The 17,410-nt window shown below is 68.6% G+C and carries 21 protein-coding genes; 9 read left to right on the top strand and 12 right to left on the bottom strand.

All coding sequences use genetic code 11. The features are described from left to right. Window positions 1-88 precede the first annotated feature (88 nt). Window positions 89-517 carry a hypothetical protein gene (locus tag ACFPIH_RS26560; protein WP_381176356.1) on the top strand — a complete coding sequence of 143 codons (429 nt, stop codon included), beginning with the start codon at window positions 89-91 and terminating at the stop codon, window positions 515-517. An 8-nt stretch (window positions 518-525) separates the two neighbouring features. Here the strand turns inward: ACFPIH_RS26560 and ACFPIH_RS26555 are convergent, their stop codons facing one another. The 6 genes from ACFPIH_RS26555 to ACFPIH_RS26530 all read right to left on the bottom strand — a co-directional run bounded on the left by ACFPIH_RS26555 (window position 526) and on the right by ACFPIH_RS26530 (window position 7,548). Continuing rightward, window positions 526-1,674: an acyltransferase family protein gene (locus tag ACFPIH_RS26555; protein ID WP_381176353.1), complete on the bottom strand. Its 1,149-nt coding sequence runs from the start codon at window positions 1,672-1,674 to the stop codon at window positions 526-528. 256 nt (window positions 1,675-1,930) lie between these two features. Further along, window positions 1,931-3,124: an elongation factor Tu gene (gene tuf / locus ACFPIH_RS26550; protein ID WP_381176350.1), complete on the bottom strand. Its 1,194-nt coding sequence runs from the start codon at window positions 3,122-3,124 to the stop codon at window positions 1,931-1,933. A 174-nt stretch (window positions 3,125-3,298) separates the two neighbouring features. Then, a complete protein-coding gene (gene fusA / locus ACFPIH_RS26545) occupies window positions 3,299-5,425 on the bottom strand; it encodes an elongation factor G (RefSeq protein ID WP_381176347.1) in 2,127 nt (708 codons plus the stop codon). Between the two features lie 39 nt (window positions 5,426-5,464). Next, the gene (gene rpsG / locus ACFPIH_RS26540) at window positions 5,465-5,935 is read right to left on the bottom strand and encodes a 30S ribosomal protein S7 (protein ID WP_121787381.1); all 471 of its coding nucleotides are present in this window, start codon (window positions 5,933-5,935) and stop codon (window positions 5,465-5,467) included. A 2-nt stretch (window positions 5,936-5,937) separates the two neighbouring features. After that, a complete protein-coding gene (gene rpsL / locus ACFPIH_RS26535; RefSeq protein ID WP_003948652.1) occupies window positions 5,938-6,309 on the bottom strand; it encodes a 30S ribosomal protein S12 in 372 nt (123 codons plus the stop codon). Between the two features lie 255 nt (window positions 6,310-6,564). Next, the gene (locus ACFPIH_RS26530) at window positions 6,565-7,548 is read right to left on the bottom strand and encodes a glycosyltransferase family 2 protein (protein ID WP_381176715.1); all 984 of its coding nucleotides are present in this window, start codon (window positions 7,546-7,548) and stop codon (window positions 6,565-6,567) included. Window positions 7,549-7,741: 193 nt separating this feature from the next. On the opposite strand from ACFPIH_RS26530, the gene ACFPIH_RS26525 reads away from it, so the two are divergent. Continuing rightward, window positions 7,742-9,019: a hypothetical protein gene (locus ACFPIH_RS26525; protein ID WP_381176342.1), complete on the top strand. Its 1,278-nt coding sequence runs from the start codon at window positions 7,742-7,744 to the stop codon at window positions 9,017-9,019. Window positions 9,020-9,057: 38 nt separating this feature from the next. On the opposite strand, the gene ACFPIH_RS26520 is transcribed toward ACFPIH_RS26525, so the two are convergent. The 4 genes from ACFPIH_RS26520 to ACFPIH_RS26505 all read right to left on the bottom strand — a co-directional run bounded on the left by ACFPIH_RS26520 (window position 9,058) and on the right by ACFPIH_RS26505 (window position 11,384). Beyond that, window positions 9,058-9,546 (bottom strand): DUF1707 and DUF4190 domain-containing protein, encoded by a 489-nt coding sequence (locus ACFPIH_RS26520; protein WP_381176339.1) that lies wholly within the window; start codon window positions 9,544-9,546, stop codon window positions 9,058-9,060. Between the two features lie 185 nt (window positions 9,547-9,731). Continuing rightward, window positions 9,732-9,965 carry a MerR family transcriptional regulator gene (locus tag ACFPIH_RS26515; protein ID WP_381176336.1) on the bottom strand — a complete coding sequence of 78 codons (234 nt, stop codon included), beginning with the start codon at window positions 9,963-9,965 and terminating at the stop codon, window positions 9,732-9,734. Continuing rightward, window positions 9,962-10,705, bottom strand: coding sequence for a hypothetical protein (locus ACFPIH_RS26510; RefSeq protein WP_381176333.1), 744 nt, complete (start codon window positions 10,703-10,705; stop codon window positions 9,962-9,964). The genes ACFPIH_RS26515 and ACFPIH_RS26510 overlap by 4 nt, the downstream gene beginning before the upstream one ends. Before the next feature lie 343 nt (window positions 10,706-11,048). After that, window positions 11,049-11,384: a WhiB family transcriptional regulator gene (locus tag ACFPIH_RS26505; RefSeq protein ID WP_381176330.1), complete on the bottom strand. Its 336-nt coding sequence runs from the start codon at window positions 11,382-11,384 to the stop codon at window positions 11,049-11,051. Between the two features lie 218 nt (window positions 11,385-11,602). Between ACFPIH_RS26505 and ACFPIH_RS26500 the strand changes: the two genes are divergently transcribed. From ACFPIH_RS26500 to ACFPIH_RS26480, 5 genes are all read left to right on the top strand, one after another. Beyond that, on the top strand, window positions 11,603-12,085 hold the full coding sequence (locus ACFPIH_RS26500; RefSeq protein ID WP_381176326.1) for a helix-turn-helix domain-containing protein: 483 nt from the start codon (window positions 11,603-11,605) through the stop codon (window positions 12,083-12,085). 427 nt (window positions 12,086-12,512) lie between these two features. Then, window positions 12,513-12,926: a hypothetical protein gene (locus ACFPIH_RS26495; protein ID WP_381176323.1), complete on the top strand. Its 414-nt coding sequence runs from the start codon at window positions 12,513-12,515 to the stop codon at window positions 12,924-12,926. A 163-nt stretch (window positions 12,927-13,089) separates the two neighbouring features. Next, window positions 13,090-13,692 (top strand): phage tail tube protein, encoded by a 603-nt coding sequence (locus tag ACFPIH_RS26490; RefSeq protein ID WP_381176320.1) that lies wholly within the window; start codon window positions 13,090-13,092, stop codon window positions 13,690-13,692. A gap of 90 nt (window positions 13,693-13,782) precedes the next feature. Beyond that, complete coding sequence (locus ACFPIH_RS26485) at window positions 13,783-14,073, top strand: hypothetical protein (RefSeq protein ID WP_381176317.1); 291 nt, start codon at window positions 13,783-13,785, stop codon at window positions 14,071-14,073. A 65-nt stretch (window positions 14,074-14,138) separates the two neighbouring features. Further along, window positions 14,139-14,513, top strand: coding sequence for a hypothetical protein (locus tag ACFPIH_RS26480; RefSeq protein WP_381176712.1), 375 nt, complete (start codon window positions 14,139-14,141; stop codon window positions 14,511-14,513). 13 nt (window positions 14,514-14,526) lie between these two features. On the opposite strand, the gene ACFPIH_RS26475 is transcribed toward ACFPIH_RS26480, so the two are convergent. Next, complete coding sequence (locus tag ACFPIH_RS26475; protein WP_381176314.1) at window positions 14,527-15,351, bottom strand: hypothetical protein; 825 nt, start codon at window positions 15,349-15,351, stop codon at window positions 14,527-14,529. Window positions 15,352-15,704: 353 nt separating this feature from the next. Here ACFPIH_RS26475 and ACFPIH_RS26470 point away from each other — a divergent pair, with 353 nt between their 5' ends. Next, on the top strand, window positions 15,705-15,914 hold the full coding sequence (locus ACFPIH_RS26470; RefSeq protein ID WP_381176311.1) for a hypothetical protein: 210 nt from the start codon (window positions 15,705-15,707) through the stop codon (window positions 15,912-15,914). 67 nt (window positions 15,915-15,981) lie between these two features. Here the strand turns inward: ACFPIH_RS26470 and ACFPIH_RS26465 are convergent, their stop codons facing one another. Beyond that, a complete protein-coding gene (locus ACFPIH_RS26465) occupies window positions 15,982-16,686 on the bottom strand; it encodes a hypothetical protein (protein ID WP_381176309.1) in 705 nt (234 codons plus the stop codon). Between the two features lie 35 nt (window positions 16,687-16,721). On the opposite strand from ACFPIH_RS26465, the gene ACFPIH_RS26460 reads away from it, so the two are divergent. Further along, the gene (locus ACFPIH_RS26460) at window positions 16,722-17,399 is read left to right on the top strand and encodes a hypothetical protein (RefSeq protein WP_381176306.1); all 678 of its coding nucleotides are present in this window, start codon (window positions 16,722-16,724) and stop codon (window positions 17,397-17,399) included. Window positions 17,400-17,410: the final 11 nt, after the last annotated feature.

The following is a 17,410-nucleotide window of genomic DNA, read 5'->3' as shown; positions in this document are numbered from 1 at the left end:
TGCGAGGGCTGCGAGCGCGCCATCCGCGCACCTGCGCCAGGCTCCTACTGCCGCGACTGCCGATCCGATCTTCCGGAGTCCGCCTAGCATGAAAGCGACGATCCTTGCCTCAGACAATGCGCGGCAGGGCGCCTCCCTCCGCTACCGGGCCATGCGGGACTTCGTCCAGTCCACGGAGGACACCCTGCCCGGGAAATTCGAAGTCACCAAGGAAGGAATCGTCCACGGCATGACGGCTCCCGTCGGCCCACACGAGCTGACCGCCGTGCATCTGCGGAAACGTCTCGAAAGACTGATGCCGGACGAGATCGTGGCCCACACAGGCGAGCCGGACGTGGAGGACGAGCCCGAGGGCATCATGCGCCGCCCCGACGTGGTGGTGATCACCCTGACCGACATCCACCGCACCCCCGACGGCCCCCGCTACGCCACCCGCAAGGACTTCGTCTACGGCGAGGACGTCACCATCGCCGACTGGACCATCTCGACCGACGGGCTTCCCCGGTACGCGAGCTGACCGGTCGGCTACTCCTTGCGCAAGCGGGTGAACGCCCCGTCCAGGCCCCGCTTCACCGCCCCCGCCAGCGGTCGCTCCACGAAGCGGTACACCGCCCAGCTGAGGAGGAGGAAGCCGGTCAGGACCGTTGCCAGCAGGAGGCGGGGGTCCATGGTGTCGTGGAGGCGGTTGATGACCGCCGTGCCGGCCGCGTAGTGCATCAGGTAGAGGGGGTAGGTGAGGCTGCCCGCCGTCACCAGCCAGCGCCACTGGATGCGGTCGGTGTAGCCGAGGGCCACGGCGATCATGACGGCCAGGAAGACCGTGAAGATGAGGACCGCGCCGCGCCAGCTGCCGACGTGTTCGACCTCGTCGATACGAGCGCCGATCTCCTTCTGGCCCATCAGCCAGGCCATGCCGAGGATGCCCCACAGGAGCAGGTCCTGGCCGAAGCGGTGCATCAGGTAGAGGGCGAGGCCGGCGATGAAGTACCAGGCCGCTTCCGGGTCGGCGATCAGTGCGAGAAGGGGCAGTTTCGCCACCGGCGCGAGCATGGCCGCGGCGCCCCAGACACAGCAGAAGATCACCACTCTGCGGTACGTCAGGCCCATCCAGACGACCACGAGGAAGAGCAGGTAGAAACGGAGTTCGGACCAGAGGGTCCAGTAGACGCCGTCGACGTTCATCACGCCCTGGCCCGACTGAAGCATCGTCAGGTTGAGGAGGACGTCCCGTAGGGGGAGGCGTGGCCATACGCCCGGGAGTGCGGCCAGCGCGGCCGTCGTGAACAGGACCGCGAACCAGTACGCGGGGTACAGGCGGATGACCCGTGAGACGAAGAACTGCCTCGGCGTCCGGCCCCAGCACGACATGCAGATCACGAAGCCGCTGATCACGAAGAAGATCTCGACGCCGATCCAGCCGTACGCAGACACGCTGAACACCGTCGGCATGATGTCCGAGACCGGGCGGTCCCAGATCAGGTTGCCCGGCTGGTTCACGCGGCGCGTGCCGGCGTAGTGGTGGGCCGCGACCATCAGCGCCGCGAGGAGGCGGATGCCGTCGAGGGCGTAGAGACGCGGCCTCCGCTCCCGGCCGCGCGGGGCGGCGACGGCGGGGGGCCGGTCGGCGAGCGGGGGCAGCGGCTGTCCACCGCGCGTGAATACCAGGCCAGTCATCCTGGTCAGAGTACGGAGGACACAACCGCCGCACAGGGAGCGGCAAGGGACATTCCACTCAGCGCCGCGCCGAATTTGACCCAACCATCGCCGGAACGACCAGGTCCGTTCGCTCTCACTTCACTTGACGGGGGCGCGACCATATGGCCCAACCGGTCGTGTCGCGCAGCCGACAGGAACGACGAATGGGCCCGTACGACCGAAGTCGTACGGGCCCATTCGAGCACTGCTCGAGTACTACCCGGTCAGTTCAAGATCACTTCGTGATCTTGATGACCTGGCCGGCGCCGACCGTCCGGCCACCCTCACGGATGGCGAACTTCAGGCCCTCTTCCATGGCGATGGGCTGGATGAGTTCCACCTTCATCTCGGTGTTGTCACCCGGCATGACCATCTCGGTGCCCTCGGGGAGGGTCACGACGCCGGTCACGTCCGTCGTACGGAAGTAGAACTGCGGACGGTAGTTGTTGAAGAACGGCGTGTGGCGGCCACCCTCGTCCTTGGACAGGATGTAGGCCTGGGCCTCGAAGTCGGTGTGCGGCGTGACCGAACCCGGCTTGATGATGACCTGGCCGCGCTCGACGTCCTCGCGCTTGATGCCGCGGAGCAGCAGACCGACGTTCTCACCGGCCTGGCCCTCGTCGAGCAGCTTGCGGAACATCTCGATACCGGTGACCGTGGTGGTGGTCTTCTCGGTCTTGATGCCGATGATGTCGACGGTCTCGTTGACCTTCAGGACACCACGCTCGATACGGCCGGTGACGACCGTACCGCGACCGGTGATCGTGAAGACGTCCTCGATGGGCATGAGGAACGGCTTGTCGACGTCGCGCTCCGGCTCCGGGATCGACTCGTCGACGGCCTGCATGAGGTCGAGAACCGACTGACCCCACTGCGCGTCGCCCTCGAGGGCCTTGAGCGCGGAGACGCGGACGACCGGCAGGTCGTCGCCCGGGAACTCGTACTCGGAGAGGAGCTCACGGACCTCGAGCTCGACGAGCTCCAGGATCTCCTCGTCGTCCACCATGTCGGCCTTGTTCAGGGCGACCACGATGTACGGCACGCCGACCTGGCGGGCCAGGAGCACGTGCTCCTTGGTCTGCGGCATCGGGCCGTCGGTGGCGGCGACCACGAGGATCGCGCCGTCCATCTGCGCGGCACCGGTGATCATGTTCTTGATGTAGTCCGCGTGACCCGGGCAGTCGACGTGCGCGTAGTGACGCGTCTCCGTCTGGTACTCGACGTGCGCGATGGAGATGGTGATACCGCGCTGGCGCTCCTCGGGAGCCTTGTCGATCTGGTCGAACGCCGATGCCTCGTTCAGGTCCGGGAACGCGTCGTGCAGCACCTTGGTAATGGCGGCCGTGAGGGTCGTCTTACCGTGGTCGATGTGACCGATGGTGCCGATGTTGACGTGCGGCTTAGTCCGCTCGAACTTCGCCTTCGCCACTGGGGTCCTCCTGTGGAGTGGTTCTGTACGCCTTGGTTCATCGGCGCCAGGTGATCTTTGCTGTCAAATCCCGGGCCCGGGATCATTCCGCCGCACATGCCACGAATGACATGAAAGCGGAGGAACGACCCGTGAGGCTCCAGGGTCAAGCCTAAAGCGTCGGAACGCGGTGCGTTACTCGCCCTTGGCCTTCGCGATGATCTCCTCGGCGACGTTCCGCGGAACCTCGGCGTAGGAGTCGAACTGCATCGAGTAGCTTGCGCGACCCGAGGTCTTGCTGCGGAGGTCGCCGACGTAGCCGAACATCTCCGACAGGGGCACAAGACCCTTGACGACACGGGCGCCCGCCCGCTCCTCCATGGCCTGGATCTGACCACGGCGGGAGTTGATGTCGCCGATGACCTCGCCCATGTAGTCCTCGGGCGTGGTGACCTCGACGGCCATCATCGGCTCGAGCAGCACGGGGCTGGCCTTGCGCGCGGCCTCCTTGAAGGCCTGCGAACCGGCGATCTTGAACGCCAGTTCGGAGGAGTCGACCTCGTGGTAGCCACCGTCGAGAAGCGTGACGCGGACGCCCGTCATCTCGTAGCCCGCCAGGATGCCGAACTGCATGGCCTCCTGCGCACCGGCGTCGACCGAGGGGATGTACTCCTTCGGGATACGGCCACCGGTGACCTTGTTCACGAACTCGTACGACGCGTCGCCGCCCTCGATGGGCTCGATCGCGATCTGCACCTTGGCGAACTGGCCGGTACCGCCGGTCTGCTTCTTGTGCGTGTAGTCCACCCGGTCGACCGTCTTGCGGATGGTCTCACGGTAGGCGACCTGCGGCTTGCCGACGTTGGCCTCGACCTTGAACTCACGGCGCATACGGTCGACCAGCACCTCGAGGTGCAGTTCGCCCATGCCGCCGATGATGGTCTGGCCGGTCTCCTCGTTGGTGTGCACCTGGAAGGAGGGGTCCTCCTCGGCCAGGCGCTGGATCGCGATGCCCAGCTTCTCCTGGTCGCCCTTGGACTTGGGCTCGATGGCGACCTGGATGACCGGCGCCGGGAAGTCCATGGACTCCAGGATCACCGGCTGCTTGTCGTCGCACAGCGTCTCACCGGTGGTGGTCTGCTTCAGGCCCATCACGGCGACGATGTCGCCGGCGCCCACCGACTCGATCTCCTCACGCTTGTTCGCGTGCATGCGGTAGATCTTGCCGATGCGCTCCTTCTTGCCCTTGACGGAGTTCAGCACGGCGGTGCCGGACTCCAGGCGGCCCGAGTAGACCCGGACGAAGGTGAGCTTGCCGAGGTGCGGGTCGCTCATGATCTTGAACGCCAGCGCCGACAGCGGCTCGTCGTCGGACGGCTTGCGCTTGACGACCTGCTCCGGGTCCTTGACGTCGTGGCCCTCGATGGCCTCGACGTCCAGGGGGGAGGGCAGGTAGCGCACGACCGCGTCGAGCAGCGGCTGAACACCCTTGTTCTTGAACGCGGTACCGCAGAACACCGGGGTGACCGTGATGTCCGTGGACTTGCCGGACGCGATGGTGATCCGACGGATCGCGGCGTACAGCTGCTCCACGGAAGGCTCCTGGCCGTCCAGGTACAGCTCCATGATCTCGTCGTCGTTCTCGGCGACGGTCTCGATGAGCTTGCCGCGGTACTCCTCGGCAGCCTCGGTGTGGGTGGCCGGGATGTCGACGACGTCGTACATCTCGCCCTTCTCCGCCTCGGCGGACCACACGAAGGCCTTCATCGTGACCAGGTCGACGACGCCCTTGAAGTCGGCCTCGGCACCGATCGGGAGCTGCATGACGATCGGCGTCGCACCCAGGCGGTCGCTGATCATGTCGACGCAGCGGTGGAACTCGGCACCGGTCCGGTCGAGCTTGTTGACGAAGCAGATACGCGGGACGCCGTAGCGGTCCGCCTGACGCCACACCGTCTCGGACTGGGGCTCGACACCGGCGACGCCGTCGAACACCGTCACGGCACCGTCGAGCACGCGCAGCGAACGCTCCACCTCGACGGTGAAGTCGACGTGGCCCGGGGTGTCGATGATGTTGATGGTGTGGTCGACGTCGGCCAGCGGCCAGTGACAGGTGGTGGCAGCAGAGGTGATCGTGATGCCACGCTCCTGCTCCTGCTCCATCCAGTCCATGGTGGCAGCGCCGTCGTGGACCTCACCGATCTTGTAAGACACACCGGTGTAGAACAGGATCCGCTCGGTGGTGGTCGTCTTGCCCGCGTCGATGTGGGCCATGATCCCGATGTTGCGGACCTTGGCCAGGTCAAGTGAAGTGGTAGCCATAAGGCTTTCGTCTTCTCTCGGTCTCGATGTGGGTAGCGACTACCAGCGGTAGTGCGCGAAGGCCTTGTTGGACTCGGCCATCTTGTGCGTGTCCTCGCGCTTCTTGACGGCCGCACCAAGGCCGTTCGAAGCGTCGAGAAGTTCGTTGAGCAGGCGCTCGGTCATGGTCTTCTCGCGACGGGCGCGGGAGTAGCCGACGAGCCAGCGCAGCGCCAGGGTGTTGGCACGGCCGGGCTTGACCTCGACCGGGACCTGGTAGGTGGCGCCACCGACACGGCGGGACTTGACCTCGATGGTCGGCTTGATGTTCTCGAGAGCGCGCTTGAGCGTGATGACCGGGTCGTTGCTGGTCTTCTCGCGCAGGCCCTCCATGGCGCCGTACACGATGCGCTCGGCGGTGGAGCGCTTGCCGTTCAGCAGCACCTTGTTGATCAGGGAGGTCACCAGAGGAGAACCGTAGACCGGGTCGATGATGACCGGGCGCTTCGGGGCAGGGCCCTTACGAGGCATTCTTACTTCTCCTTCTTGGCGCCGTAGCGGCTGCGGGCCTGCTTGCGGTTCTTGACACCCTGGGTGTCGAGCGAACCGCGGATGATCTTGTAGCGAACACCGGGCAGGTCCTTCACACGGCCGCCACGCACGAGCACGATGGAGTGCTCCTGCAGGTTGTGTCCCTCACCCGGAATGTAAGCGGTGACCTCGATCCCGCTGGTCAGACGCACACGCGCGACCTTACGCAGGGCCGAGTTCGGCTTCTTCGGGGTGGTCGTGAACACACGCGTGCAGACGCCACGACGCTGAGGGGAGCCCTCGAGTGCGGGCGTCTTGTTCTTCTCGACCTTGTCTTGCCGGCCCTTGCGGACCAGCTGCTGGATCGTAGGCACTACTTCTCCGGTTTCTGTGTGCCGATTTGTACAGCTAACCTGGAACATCTCCGACCCACGCGGTCGGGTGTGTCGAATCCTGCGGACTCCCGCCGCCAGGCGGGAAGTAAGCGCGGATTGCGGTGGCCGCTCTTGGGCCCCGGTACGGTGTGATGGCACGCACGAGGGCCAGGGCACACCCCAGGCACAAGGTCTGAGCGTACCCAGCTCAATCACTCCGGTCAAAACAGAGGCAGTACGCGCGACACACGACGGTTACGTTCGCGAGCCGGACCGCTGGTGTGGTAAAGGAGTTTCCGCGTCCGCAAGCTGCTGACCTGTGGAGTCCTCCACCACTGTGTCGCGCTCCGTGTCGTGTCCCACAAAATACGTCGGACGGTTCTGTACGGCCGTGTAGATGCGGCCGACGTACTCGCCGAGGAGCCCCACACAGATCAGCTGGACCGCGCCGATGAAAAGGACGCCGGTGAAGAGGGAGGTCCAGCCGGGGACCGTGTGGTCGAAGGCGTGGGCGCCGAGCGTGTAGGCCATCAGCGCCAGACAGACCAGGAAGGCGAAGCCGCCGAGCCAGGTGGCGATCCGCAGCGGCGCCGCGGAGAAGCCGGTGAAGCTGTCCACCGCGAGACGGATCATCCGCCCCAGGGGGTACTTGCTCTGGCCGGCCGGGCGCGGAGCGCGTTCGTACGTCACCTGCCCGCTGGGGAATCCCAGCCACGGTACGAGCAGCCGGTACACGCGCTGCTGGTCCGGCAGGGCCTTGAGGGCATCCACGGCTGCCCTGCTGAGCAACCGGAAGTCACCGGCCTGGGCAGGCACGGAGGGCCCTGCGAGCCGCCGAACGAGCCGGTAGTAGATCCCGGCCGTCCACCGTTTGAACCCGGTGTCGCTGGCCCGGTCGGCACGGATGCCGTAGACGATGTCGAGCCGTTCCCGCTGTGCGAGGGCGAGCATCTCGGGGATCTTCTCGGGCGGGTCCTGGAGATCGGCGTCGATGCTGACGACATAGGCGCCGCCGGCGCGGTCCAGCCCGGCGGTGAGGGCGGCCTGGTGGCCGGAGTTGCGGCGCAGGGTGATGATCCGCAGCTCGGGCCAGCCCAGGCGGAAGGCGGCGAGCAGTTCGGCGGTGCGGTCGGTGCTGCCGTCGTCGACCGCCACGACCTCGTACGCCGTGCCCGACCCGGCGAGCACCGGGCGCAGCCGGCCGACGAGGGCCGGCAGCACCTCTTCCTCGTTGAACATGGGTATGACGACCGATACGACGGTCGTCACGTCGCCGGCGTTCGCGGTCTTCGACGTATCCGCCACGCGCCCTCCCCTTAACCTGTGGCGCACATGTGCGACTCTGTTGCGATCTTATGACCACACTTCACGATCACCCGGGCGACCACTCCGGCCTCGGATCCCGGTGACCGGCCTAGGGGGGACCCCAGTCATGAGCACGGCCCGCAGCGACGCGGCACCGGACTCCACCCTGCCCGAAGGACAGGAACAGCCGCCGCCGAAGCCCCGCCGCCTCGTCCTGCCGGACGGTCTACGACCGTACCGCGACCCACTGCTCCTGTACGGCGTGACGAAGCTGACCGGGCTGATCGTCTTCGCGTGGCTGCTGGAATGGGCCGACGACTACCAGAAGAAGAACCCGCGGTTCGGCGGCGGCACCCACTGGTGGGACGTGCTCGCCACCTGGGACGGCTGGTGGTACCTCCAGGTCGCCGAGAAGGGCTACGACCCCGGGCCGCTCGAACGGCTCGCTCCCGGTGGGCTGTTCACCGTCAAGCAGAACTCGGTCGCGTTCTTCCCGCTCTACCCCGGGCTGATCCGGGGCGTCTCGGAGATCACCGGCCTCGGCCTGTACGGCTCCGCGATCCTGGTCTCGGTGCTGGCCTCCTTCGTCGCGGCGGCCGGCATCTACGCGGTGGTCTCGACCCTGGCGGGGGTGCGGGCGGGCACGATCGCGGCCGGACTGTGGGCGGTGGTGCCGGGCGCGGGCGTGGAGTGGGCGGTCTACTCGGAGTCGGTGTTCGTCGCCATCGCGGCGTGGTGCTGCTACTGCGTGATGAAGGGCCGCTGGATGTCGGCGGGCCTGCTGGCCTTCTTCGCCGGCCTCAACCGCCCGACGTCCGCCGCGCTCATCGGGGCGGTGGGACTGGCCGCGCTGGTCACCCTTGCCCGGCGGGAGAGCCGGCGCGAGCACGGGGTCGCGGGGCCGGTGTACGCCATGTTCGCGGCGCCGCTCGGACTGCTCACCTACATAGCCTGGGTGGGCCTGACCTCGGACTCCGTCACCGCGTACTTCACGCTCCAGCGCGAGGGGTGGGCGCACTACTTCGACTTCGGCAAGTACACGCTGGACGTGCTCGGCAACACCGCGGTCGGCCACAGCAACTATCTCTTCGCCTTCTCCACCCCCGACCTGCTCTCCGTACAGATCGTGCTGGCGCTGCCCTTCCTGATCGCGCTGATGCTGCGCAAGAAGCCGCCGCTGGTGCTGGTCGCGTACGCGCTGGCGTCGATCGTGACGGTTCTGGGCACCCAGCAGATGTTCGGCAACACGGGCCGGTACCTCCTCCCCGTCTTCCCCCTCCTGCTAGCCCCCGCCGCGGCCCTGAACCGCCTCAAATGGCCGAGCCTGGCGGTCTTCTTCATCACGGCCGCCATCGCCTCCGGCTGGTACGCCCACTACGTCATCTTCGAGCTGGGCATCCCGTAGGCGGGGGCTTGGCGGGTGGGTGGGATCCGGCGGGGGCGTCAGCCTGTGGAGGAGGTCGCCGTCAGGAGGATGATCATCACGAAGAACGCCCAGCCCGCCACCGACAGCCAGCCCAGGATCAGGCCGGCCAGGGCGAAGCCCTCACCGCCCTCTCCGGTACGGCGGATCTCGGCGCGGGCCTTGTGGCCGAGGATCACCGCGGGGATGCCGGTGATGCCCGCCGTCATCGTGGTCAGCACTCCGCAGACCATCGAGCCGACCGCCTTGCCGTTGGTCGGCGGCGGCGCGAGCGGCAGGAACGTACGCGGCACGGGCGGGCCGAAGCCCGGGGGCGGGGCGAGTGACGGCTGCACCGCCATCGGTCCCTGCGGCAGATCGGAGACGACCAGCTGCAGCTCACCGACCGTACGCGCCTGGTACGCCCGCTCCACCCGCTTGGTGAACTCGTCCTGCTGAAGGCGTCCTTCGCTGAAGCCCGCCCGGAGCACGTCGACGGCTCGCTCACGGTCGGCATGCGATGCGAGCATCGAGGCGCCTTGTGGCACCGGTCCCTGCCCCGGCTGCCATGGTGACGGATACGACACGGGCACCTCCCCCCGGACGGCTGAATGCCTCCATTCTTCCTCAACGCCCGGCGAGCGCGACCGGTTCCCCCCGGTGAACTGTCCGAACTGCCGAATCTGTGACAGGGATGCCGCCCGCGGGGGTCAGATCACCCCGTGCGCCTCGGGTCGCGGGCCGCGCGTTCGGCCGCGAAGACGTCCTCCAGCCGGAACAGCTGGGCGCGGCCCGCCTTGCCGGCCGGTTTCAGCCGTCCCAGCTGGACCCACTTGCGGATGGTCGCGGGGGCGACGCCGACCTCCTTGGCGGCGAGGGGACCGGGGATGAGGGTCGGGACGTCGTGGCGGCCGTCGTGGCTGGTGCGGTCGGTCATGCGGTCGGTCATACGTGTTGCCACTCCCCCTCGTCCCAGGTGTGCCGGTAGGCCGGGTCGTCGTGGCAGCCGCAGTCGGGGTCCGAGCAGCGGCAGGCCGGGTTGACGCACAGCACGGCGCCGCGGTCGGGGAAGGCCCGCAGGGAGACCGAGTCGCACCAGGGGCAACGGCCGGAGATCCGTACGACGGTCTCCGTGTCGCCCAGCACGCGGGCGCAGCGCCGGGCCATCCGGCGGGTCTCGTCGCGTACGTGGGCGGCCAGGACCGGGTCGGCGGCGATGCCGTCGAGAAGCGCGGCGATCCGGCGCAGCCGTTCCGGCACGGGGGCGCGGCGCGGGCGGGGCAGGCCGAGCCGTTCGCGGACGGCCTCCTCCAGTTCGACCACGCCGTCGGTGATGTCCCGGATGGCGTCGGAGACGTGCAGCCGGAGGGGGGCCGCGCTGTGCCCCGGGGCGGTGAGTCCGTGTCGTTGCTGGAGAAGCAGGGCCTCCTCGCGCTCCTCGCGCAGACGGGCGGAGAGGGCGTCGGGGGCCGGTGCGGAGGCGCCGCGGCGGGCGGCGGGAGTGGTGCGGCCCGGTACCAGCTCCACGGAGAGCTCGGGAAACTGCTGAAGCAGGGTGCCGATCCAGAGCACGGCCTGTGCGACGGCCCGATCGTCGCCGTCGGACCGGGGCGCATCCCCGGACCGGGTCGCTGTGCCGGACGGCGCCTGTACGCCGGACCGCGCCTCGGCCCCGGACCGCGCCGCCACCCCGGATCGAGCGTCGGCCCCAGACCGCGCCTCGGCCCCAGACCGCTGCTGGGCCCCGGATCGCGCCTCGGCCCCAGACCACTGCTGGGCCCCGGACCTCCCCTCGCCCACGGATCTCCCCACGCCCCCGGACCGGCGCCCGCCCCCGCCCCGTTGCCCAGCCGCAAGCCCAGGCCGCTGCCCAGCCGGAAGCCCGTCCCGCGGATCCGCCGCAAGCCCAGGCCGCTGCCCAGCCGGAAGCCCGTCCCGCGGATCCGCCGCAAGCCCAGGCCGCTGCCCAGCCGGAAGCCCGTCCCGCGGATCCGCCGCAAGCCCGGGCCGCTGCTCAGCCGGAGTTCGTCGTTCAGCCACGGACACCGCCTCCCGGAGCGGGCAGGTGTGCGGCGATCGCGGCCAGGGCCGGGGGCAGAAGGTGGTCCGGTACGGCGACCGGCCGGCCGGAGCGCCAGAGACGGCCGCCGCAGACGCCGTCGAACCGGTTCTCGACCGGTGCCACGATCTCCTCGCAGGCGCGCCGTACCCGGCAGACCGCGCAGGCCCGCAGCGCCGGGGCGGCCTCCTTGGGCTTCTTGGAGAAGACGATCCGGGGTGGGAGCCCGGCGCAGGCGGCAGCGGACTGCCAGCCCGCCGGGCGGCCGGCATCCGGTGGTGGGCAGGTACTGGTCGCGGGCATGGACATGGGACCCCCCTGTCGTGTCGGTTCGTGACGAGCCGTTACGAAGTGAACGCCCCCAGAGTCACAGATTGCGTGCGCGCTCGCAACGATTTACTCAGACCTCACCCCTCCATCAACCTCCACCAAATACACGAACTTTCCTCATTGCTTACGCGAGAGCACGTAATTCCGTGCGCGCAAGCAAGCTAAACTCTTGCCACCCCCGAAGGAAGCGAGCAGATATGAACACCCAGGACCTGGAGGCGTTCGCCGCGTGGGTCGAAGACCTGATGCGCGAACGCGGATACGACATCGACAGCCCGCGCGGCGGTGGCAAGTCACGGATCGCGGACGAGGCCGGCGTGCACCGCGCCGCCGTCACCCGCCTGCTCCAGCGGCAGAGCATGCCGGACCTCGAGACCACGCGCCGGCTCGCCCGCGTGCTGGGCGTACCGGTCCGCGACATGCTCATCCGCTCCGGCCGGCTGACCGCCGAGGAACTGGCCGACCCGCACGACTACCTGGCCGCGCCCGCGCCCCCCGCGGGCTCCGGACGCAGGCCCACCCTGGATGAGGTCGCCGACCTGCTGGGCGTCCCGGCCGACCGGCGGGAGATGTTCGTCAGGGTGGTGGAACAGTTCCTGCCGAACGAGTCGGAGCGCGAGAGCGCCGGCGCCCGGGTTCTGATCCAGGCCGGTACGGCGGCCTCACCCGCCACCGACTGACACCGCACAGGGCACCCGTGGGCCGACGGGTGCACCTCGCGAACACACCCCACCTCCCCCCACGCAAACTCCCCCCACTCCAACCCCCATCACCCCCCTCGCCCCCATCGCACCCACGCCCCCCACCTCGCACTTTCGCCCCTCCCGCGCCTTCCGGCGCGATTCCTTCGCCATTTTAGTTGCGTGCGCGCACGATCCTCTGTCACAGTTGGTGCAGCGGCGGAGCTGCGCCCGCACCCCGAGAGGCGGGAGCGGCGCACCCGTCGCCGTACGCCGGGCCGAGGCGCCACGCGCCTCCCCTCCCCGCCCCGCCCCGCGCGGCGCCCGCCCGGCGGCCCCGAGAGCGCACCCTTCCCGCGTTCCGCACCCCGCGTTACGCATCCCGCTTCCTTCCTCCTTCTTCCCGCTTCCGGCGAGGTGACCCGGCATGACCACACCCACTCCACCGAGTGCCTTCCCCGATGTCGAGGCGTTGGTCGTCGACATCCTGGAGGCCGACTCGGCGCTCTCCACGGCGCTGGTGACCGTCCAGCCGCCGGAAGACTTCGACGGCACAACCGCCGCCGTCCTCGTCAACCGGCGCGGCGGCGCCTGGGTCGGCGAACTCCACGTCGACCAGCCGCTGATCGAGCTGGAGGTGTACGGCCCCACCAAGCAGGCCGCACACGTCCTGGCCAACTCCGCCCGCCGCGCGCTGATGGCCGCGGCCGGCAACCGCTACGGCACCAACCTGATCACCGAGGTGGAGGAGCAGGACGGTCCCCGCTGGCTGCCCGACTACCTCTACCGCGCGGCCAACCGCTACGTGGCCGTGCTGAAGGTGTACCTGGACGTCTACTGACGCACCCGCCGCTCGCCCCGCGCACGTTCGCCCTGGAGCGGCCCCACAGACCGAAGGCCCCGCCACCTCTCGCCTCCCCGAGCCGGCGGGGCCTTCGCCGTGCCCGGAACCGCCGGGAACGGCACCCCGCATCACCAACACCCCTATATAAGGAGAACCATCCATGGCAGGCACCAACTCCTCCGAGATCCGCATCGCCGGAGTCGGCCGGCTCTACGTCGCCGCGGCCGACACCAAGATTCCGACGTCCTTCTCCACCGACCTGTCCACCGACTGGGCGACCGGCTGGAAGAACCTCGGTTTCACCAACGGCGAGGGCGTCACCTTCAGCAAGAAGGACAAGCTGGAGCCGGTCGACGTGTGGCAGGCCGTCAGCCCGGTGCACTTCGTGTACTCGGACCGCGACCTGACCCTGAAGTTCTCGCTGATGCAGTTCAACGAGGACACGCTGCCGTTCTTCATGGGCGGCGGCCAGGTCGAGGCCGTGACCGGCTCGACGGGCGTCTACAAGTACGACATCGCCGACCGGCCGTTCGCCGACGTCCGCGCCCTCGGCCTGGAGTTCACCGACGTCCGCGCCGGCGACGGCGCCGCCGTGACCTACCGCTTCGGTATCCCGCGCGGCCAGGTCACCGCGGCGGACGACATCAAGCTGGCCCGCAAGTCGCCGGCCCAGCTCGGCATCACCTTCACGGCGATGGCGGCGACCGACGGTTCGGCGCTGGCGAGCTTCGTGATGAAGGACGCCTCGTACGCCGCGTCCTGACCGACCGGGTGGGGTGAGCGCACCCGCCCACCCCACCCTCATCCCTCTCTCTCCACACCCCACGGACCCAGTCAAGGAGCACCCGGCACCATGACCCGTTTCGACGTCAACGCCGCCCGCGCCCAGCGCCTCGAAGCCCTCGGCCGTACCTGGTCGTTCGAGCTCGACAGCGAGACCTTCACCCTGCCCACGGAGCTGACCCGCGCCACCGCGAAGGCGCTGCGGGAGCTCGACGACAACGACGTGGACGGGCTGCTCGGGCTGCTCATGGGCGAGCAGCAGTTCAGCCGCTTCGAACGGCACGAGATCACCATGCAGGACATCGCCGCGATCCTGGAGGCCTACGGCAAGGAGACCGGGCTCGGCCTGGGGGAAGGCTGAGCCTCGTCGGGTTCGTCGACGAACACGCCGAGGCCCTCGAGGCGGACCTGCTCCGCTACTACGGCATCGACCTGCTGGACTGGCACCGCGACCGCCTCTCCGCGCGGCGGCTCGCGGTGCTCGTCAAGCATCTGCCGCACGACAGCGCCCTCAACCGCGACCTGCACGGCGAGGCCGCCGAGTGGTCGGTGACCGACCATCTGCTGGCCGCCGCGGTGGACCATCTGGCGGCGGCGAACTGGATGTTCGCGAGCGTCAACTCGGACGAGGGCGAACAACCGGACCCGCCGGCACCGGTGCCGCGCCCGGGCAGCCCGGACGAGAACGAGGACGAGGGAGAGGTCCGGGACGCAGATCCCGCCGCGGCGCCAAGCACCGATGCCACCCCCTCCGCCCCTTCCTCCCCTTCACCGACCCAACTGGCCCGCTTCTTCGCCTGACGCACCAAGCGGGTCACCCTCGCCCGGATCCCGACCCCGCCCCCGGCCCTGACCCCGATCCCGGCACCTCCGGCGGCTCATCCCTGCGCCGCCCCGTGGCCCGTCCCTCCAGTCCGTCCGCGAGGGCGCGGGCCCTGTCCGACAGCCGGGGGCGTTCCTCGGGCGGCGGCTCCTGCTGCGGGCGCTCGCCCGGCTCCGTACGGCGTCCCCTGTCCCGCCCGGCTCCCGCGTCGCCACCGGAGCGGGTGAGCGGGGGCACGCTGGCCCGGCCGTTGCGCCGGACCACCGCACGGCGGGCCGAGCGGGCCGACCGTTTCTCGCGTGCCTCGCGGGCGGAGGGCAGGAAGTCGCCGGCGTCGCCGTCGGGCTCGTCCGCGCCCGGCCCCGGCGAGGGCACCGGCGTCCCGTCCGCGACCGACCGTTCCCGTTCGCCCCGCGCCTCCACCCGCGCCATCTCGGACGGCGGGCGCAGCAGTTCGACGTACGGCAGCGGGATGACCTCACCGCCGGGCACGCCCTCCGTACGACGGGCGCGGCGCGGGCGGTGACCGGTGAGGGCGTCGTCCTGGCCCTGGAAGTAGGCGGCGGTGATCCGCTCCTCGTAGGCGCGGCGGATGGCGGGCAGCTGCTCGCTGACGACGTCGGCCCAGCCAGCGCTGTAGGCGGCCAGTTCACGCCGGTCGAGTTCGCCGCGGGGCAGGGTCAGGAGGTCTTCCGGGGCATAGCCGTGGCGGAGGACGAGCTCGGAGACGCGCGCGATGAGATGCGGCAGATCGGGAGACTGTTCCAGCCAGTCGATCTCGTGATCATCTCGCGCGTCGTTCTCGTCCCCGTCCACCCCGTCGGCCTTGCTCTCGTCCCCTGTACCGTCGCGCTCCCCCGCGCGAGGACGGCTGCCCGTCGCCGTCCACCGTCATCTGGCGGACCCTCAACTCTCTTACATATCCCTGTAGTTCACGTGTTCTCCATACCCAATGGGAGAACGGCCGGATCTTACTCCACGAACCTGGCACAACTTTTGGGGCAGCCTGCATCGCCGCAGGTCCGGACCGCGGAAACACGGAGAGTTCGCACCAAACACGGAGCGGCACCACGGACTTACTCGTACACTAGTTCGAACCGACGCTTCGCACACCCCAGGAGCGTCATCTGCAACACAGCCCAGCGGACAGACCGGAAAGCAGGCCCGATATGGCGACTGGCACGAGCGACTTCCCGAAGCGGCAGATCGACACCTACACCCGCCTCGCCCACCTCCTGCACACCGCACCACCCGACCGCGAGGCCCTGCTCGACCGGGTGTACGAAGAACTGCTCACCCGGGAGTCCCGCGCCTACGCGGCCGGCTGGACGGACGCCCTGACGGAGGCCCGGCGGGCGCGCCGGGGCGGGCGGTCATAGCCGTCGGCGCCGCGCCTGTCCGGAGCGATCCCGCAGCCGGTTGGGCGGGGCGATGGGCGGAGCGGCGTCACGAGGCGAACGCGATGAATGCGTGGCCTGCGATTATCCCGCCGACGAGTGCCAGCACGGCCTCGGACACGAAGAGCACCCAGTGCGCCTTCTCGCGTCGTGTTGCCGGGATGATGCGACCCTCCCTCAGCTCCTGTGCGGAAATACCTCGCTCGCGCCTCATCCTCCTCCGCTGCTTCCTCGACTCCGGAAGTACTTCCAGGACCCAGAAGAGATCTCTCATCATGCGCATGGCGCCATCGCCGTTCCGCACGCCGGAGAGGACACCCAGGAGTAGAAACACGAAGAGGCCGAAAAACAGCACTGCGGCAGCCGTGTTCATCACGACCCAGCCGACCCCTCCGACCTGCGGGACATTGACTGCGAAAACCAGGGCGGCGCCGGCCGAGCCGTACAGAAACGCTAATCCGCCAAAGGCTGCGACCGGGCCCACCCAGCCCCGCAATCCGTGCAGCCACCCCACGAGGCAGATCCCGAGGATCAGTGCGGGCGCTCCGATCGCCAGGGCCCAGCGCCCTTCCTCGCAAGCGGGCCCCATCCGGTAACCGCAGTTTCCGAGTCCGCCCAGGCGATCAAAAAGCTCGATGACAAGTGTGGCTCCCCAATAAAGGGCGAACACTCCGCAGATCACCAACAAATGACGTACGGGCAGGTATCCAACCACTGCACCCCGCCCGGCCCCCTTGCCGCCTTGGATGCCCATTCGCGCGATGCTACCAGGAGGGAGTGACTGCCACCATGCCCACACCGGAAGAGCAGATACAGAGCCTCAAGGACGAAGACAAGAGGCTCGCCACCGAAATAAAGCTGCAGATCGACAGGAATGAACTTTTTCTCATCCTCACAGAGAAGAAGATCGAGGAACAGGCAGCCGAGCAGAAGGCGGCGCCGGAAAAGGAGAAAACGCTCAAGAAACTCATTGCCGACGAGATCGAAAAGGCCGGAGCGTCGACCTTCAAACCCGACACCAGGTGGTACAAGACACCGGAGTTCATGGGTTTCGTTTCGGGACTGACAGGCAGCCTCATCGGTGTCACCTTCGTCAAGTACGACTTCGCCATCTTCGATATCACCGAGAAAGTCAACCGGCTCGCCCTCCGCCTGGTGAACGCCGTCATGAGGAGAGCCGAGCTGGATCGCCAGTTCCTGACCGCTCAGCAGAAGGACGAGCGCAAGCTCAACGGCAGGTTCTCCACCATCGAGCACCGTCTCTCGCGTCTCATGAAGAACGCGAACAAACGGATCGGCGCAGTGGAAACAAGGGTGGCCAGGATCGAGCGGTCGGGACGTGACACCCGCGCCCGCGTGGGATCGGTACCGGCCTCACCTGGCTCCATCCCACGGTCGCGCAGCGCGGCGGACGAGCTCGAAAACCTGCACTCACGCATTGACGCGCTGGTTGCGGCCATTGGCTGACCGCAGGGGTT

The sequence above is a fragment of the Streptomyces vulcanius genome (genome assembly GCF_042653945.1).
Classification (GTDB): Bacteria; Actinomycetota; Actinomycetes; order Streptomycetales; family Streptomycetaceae; genus Streptomyces; species Streptomyces mangrovi.
This window is presented reverse-complemented; position numbering and strand designations above follow the sequence as displayed.